The sequence below is a fragment of the Paenibacillus lentimorbus NRRL B-30488 genome, assembly GCF_000411595.1.
Lineage (GTDB): Bacteria > Bacillota > Bacilli > Bacillales > Bacillaceae > Bacillus > Bacillus velezensis.
The window spans coordinates 1-1935 of sequence record NZ_ANAT01000042.1 but is presented as its reverse complement, the minus strand read 5'-3'; the positions used below and the strand labels follow the sequence as shown (position 1 = coordinate 1935).

Sequence of the window (1935 nt, the reverse complement as noted above, 5' to 3'; positions counted from 1 at the left end):
GCAAGGTTTTTATTATGACCCGTACGGGATTCGAACCCGTGTTACCGCCGTGAAAGGGCGGTGTCTTAACCGCTTGACCAACGGGCCTTATGGCGGAGAAGGAGGGATTTGAACCCTCGCGCCGCTTACACGACCTACACCCTTAGCAGGGGCGCCTCTTCAGCCACTTGAGTACTTCTCCGTATGGCTCCACAGGCAGGATTCGAACCTGCGACCGATCGGTTAACAGCCGATAGCTCTACCACTGAGCTACTGTGGAAAAATCATCATGGTGGGCCTGAGTGGACTCGAACCACCGACCTCACGCTTATCAGGCGTGCGCTCTAACCAGCTGAGCTACAGGCCCATGACAATATAAAAATGGAGCGGGTGATGGGAATCGAACCCACGACATCAGCTTGGAAGGCTGAGGTTTTACCACTAAACTACACCCGCATGTTGTTTGGGGCGATTGATGGGAATCGAACCCACGAGTGCCAGAGCCACAATCTGGTGCGTTAACCACTTCGCCACAACCGCCAAAACAATATTAAATTAAATGGTGGCTCGGGACGGAATCGAACCGCCGACACACGGATTTTCAGTCCGTTGCTCTACCAACTGAGCTACCGAGCCTTTTTATAAATGGCGGTCCGGACGGGACTCGAACCCGCGACCTCCTGCGTGACAGGCAGGCATTCTAACCAACTGAACTACCGGACCATTTTTTGGTTGCGGGGGCAGGATTTGAACCTGCGACCTTCGGGTTATGAGCCCGACGAGCTACCGAACTGCTCCACCCCGCGATGATAATTAAATTAGATATGGCGGAGGAAGAGGGATTCGAACCCCCGCGGGCTTTGACACCCCTGTCGGTTTTCAAGACCGATCCCTTCAGCCAGACTTGGGTATTCCTCCGTATAAGTGGTGGACCTTGTAGGACTCGAACCTACGACCGGACGGTTATGAGCCGTCTGCTCTAACCAACTGAGCTAAAGGTCCAATGGTAGCGGCGGAGGGGATCGAACCCCCGACCTCACGGGTATGAACCGTACGCTCTAGCCAGCTGAGCTACACCGCCAAAAACAATTAAAATCAAGTGGAGCCTAGCGGGATCGAACCGCTGACCTCCTGCGTGCAAAGCAGGCGCTCTCCCAGCTGAGCTAAGGCCCCAAAATGGTCGGGAAGACAGGATTCGAACCTGCGACCCCATGGTCCCAAACCATGTGCTCTACCAAGCTGAGCTACTTCCCGTTTTTCAAAAGTATGTATGGCGCGCCCGAGAGGAGTCGAACCCCTAACCTTTTGATCCGTAGTCAAACGCTCTATCCAATTGAGCTACGGGCGCAACAATAAGTGCCGAGGGCCGGACTTGAACCGGCACGGTAGTCACCTACCGCAGGATTTTAAGTCCTGTGTGTCTGCCAATTCCACCACCCCGGCATGGATGGTATAGTATAGTTGGAGCGGAAGACGGGATTCGAACCCGCGACCCCCACCTTGGCAAGGTGATGTTCTACCACTGAACTACTTCCGCGTTTGGCAATGCGGATGAAGGGACTTGAACCCCCACGTCTGTAAAGACACTAGAGCCTGATTCTAGCGCGTCTGCCAATTCCGCCACATCCGCAAGAAAAATATGGTGAGCCATGAAGGACTCGAACCTTCGACCCTCTGATTAAAAGTCAGATGCTCTACCAACTGAGCTAATGGCTCTTATTACAAGAGACTTATATAGTATAACATATAAAAGTGGTGCCGGCAAGAGGACTTGAACCCCCAACCTACTGATTACAAGTCAGTTGCTCTACCAATTGAGCTACACCGGCCCAATACGCCAACTTATGTATGATAGGAATGGTGGAGGATGACGGGCTCGAACCGCCGACCCTCTGCTTGTAAGGCAGATGCTCTCCCAGCTGAGCTAATCCTCCATATATTACACTTACGTGTAAT

The 1935-nt window shown here is 52.9% G+C and carries 21 tRNA genes; all 21 read right to left on the bottom strand.

Going from position 1 to position 1935, the window contains the following annotated elements:
• Window positions 1-15 precede the first annotated feature (15 nt).
• The 21 genes from D368_RS18475 to D368_RS18375 all read right to left on the bottom strand — a co-directional run bounded on the left by D368_RS18475 (window position 16) and on the right by D368_RS18375 (window position 1913).
• Window positions 16-87 (bottom strand) — tRNA-Glu (locus D368_RS18475).
• A gap of 3 nt (window positions 88-90) precedes the next feature.
• Window positions 91-181 (bottom strand) — tRNA-Ser (locus D368_RS18470).
• A gap of 3 nt (window positions 182-184) precedes the next feature.
• Window positions 185-259 (bottom strand) — tRNA-Asn (locus D368_RS18465).
• Window positions 260-269: 10 nt separating this feature from the next.
• Window positions 270-346 (bottom strand) — tRNA-Ile (locus D368_RS18460).
• 15 nt (window positions 347-361) lie between these two features.
• Window positions 362-435 (bottom strand) — tRNA-Gly (locus D368_RS18455).
• Window positions 436-443: 8 nt separating this feature from the next.
• Window positions 444-519: transfer RNA gene (locus D368_RS18450), tRNA-His, on the bottom strand.
• A 20-nt stretch (window positions 520-539) separates the two neighbouring features.
• A tRNA-Phe gene (locus tag D368_RS18445) sits at window positions 540-615 on the bottom strand.
• Window positions 616-625: 10 nt separating this feature from the next.
• Window positions 626-702 (bottom strand) — tRNA-Asp (locus D368_RS18440).
• A gap of 6 nt (window positions 703-708) precedes the next feature.
• Window positions 709-785 (bottom strand) — tRNA-Met (locus D368_RS18435).
• Window positions 786-804: 19 nt separating this feature from the next.
• Window positions 805-897, bottom strand: a tRNA-Ser gene (locus D368_RS18430).
• Window positions 898-904: 7 nt separating this feature from the next.
• Window positions 905-981 (bottom strand) — tRNA-Ile (locus tag D368_RS18425).
• 2 nt (window positions 982-983) lie between these two features.
• Window positions 984-1060: transfer RNA gene (locus D368_RS18420), tRNA-Met, on the bottom strand.
• Window positions 1061-1079: 19 nt separating this feature from the next.
• Window positions 1080-1152, bottom strand: a tRNA-Ala gene (locus D368_RS18415).
• Between the two features lie 4 nt (window positions 1153-1156).
• Window positions 1157-1233: transfer RNA gene (locus D368_RS18410), tRNA-Pro, on the bottom strand.
• A 17-nt stretch (window positions 1234-1250) separates the two neighbouring features.
• A tRNA-Arg gene (locus D368_RS18405) sits at window positions 1251-1327 on the bottom strand.
• Between the two features lie 9 nt (window positions 1328-1336).
• Window positions 1337-1422: transfer RNA gene (locus tag D368_RS18400), tRNA-Leu, on the bottom strand.
• Between the two features lie 19 nt (window positions 1423-1441).
• Window positions 1442-1516, bottom strand: a tRNA-Gly gene (locus D368_RS18395).
• A 9-nt stretch (window positions 1517-1525) separates the two neighbouring features.
• Window positions 1526-1609, bottom strand: a tRNA-Leu gene (locus D368_RS18390).
• 10 nt (window positions 1610-1619) lie between these two features.
• Window positions 1620-1695 (bottom strand) — tRNA-Lys (locus tag D368_RS18385).
• 37 nt (window positions 1696-1732) lie between these two features.
• Window positions 1733-1808: transfer RNA gene (locus D368_RS18380), tRNA-Thr, on the bottom strand.
• Between the two features lie 29 nt (window positions 1809-1837).
• Window positions 1838-1913, bottom strand: a tRNA-Val gene (locus tag D368_RS18375).
• Between the last annotated feature and the right edge of the window lie 22 nt (window positions 1914-1935).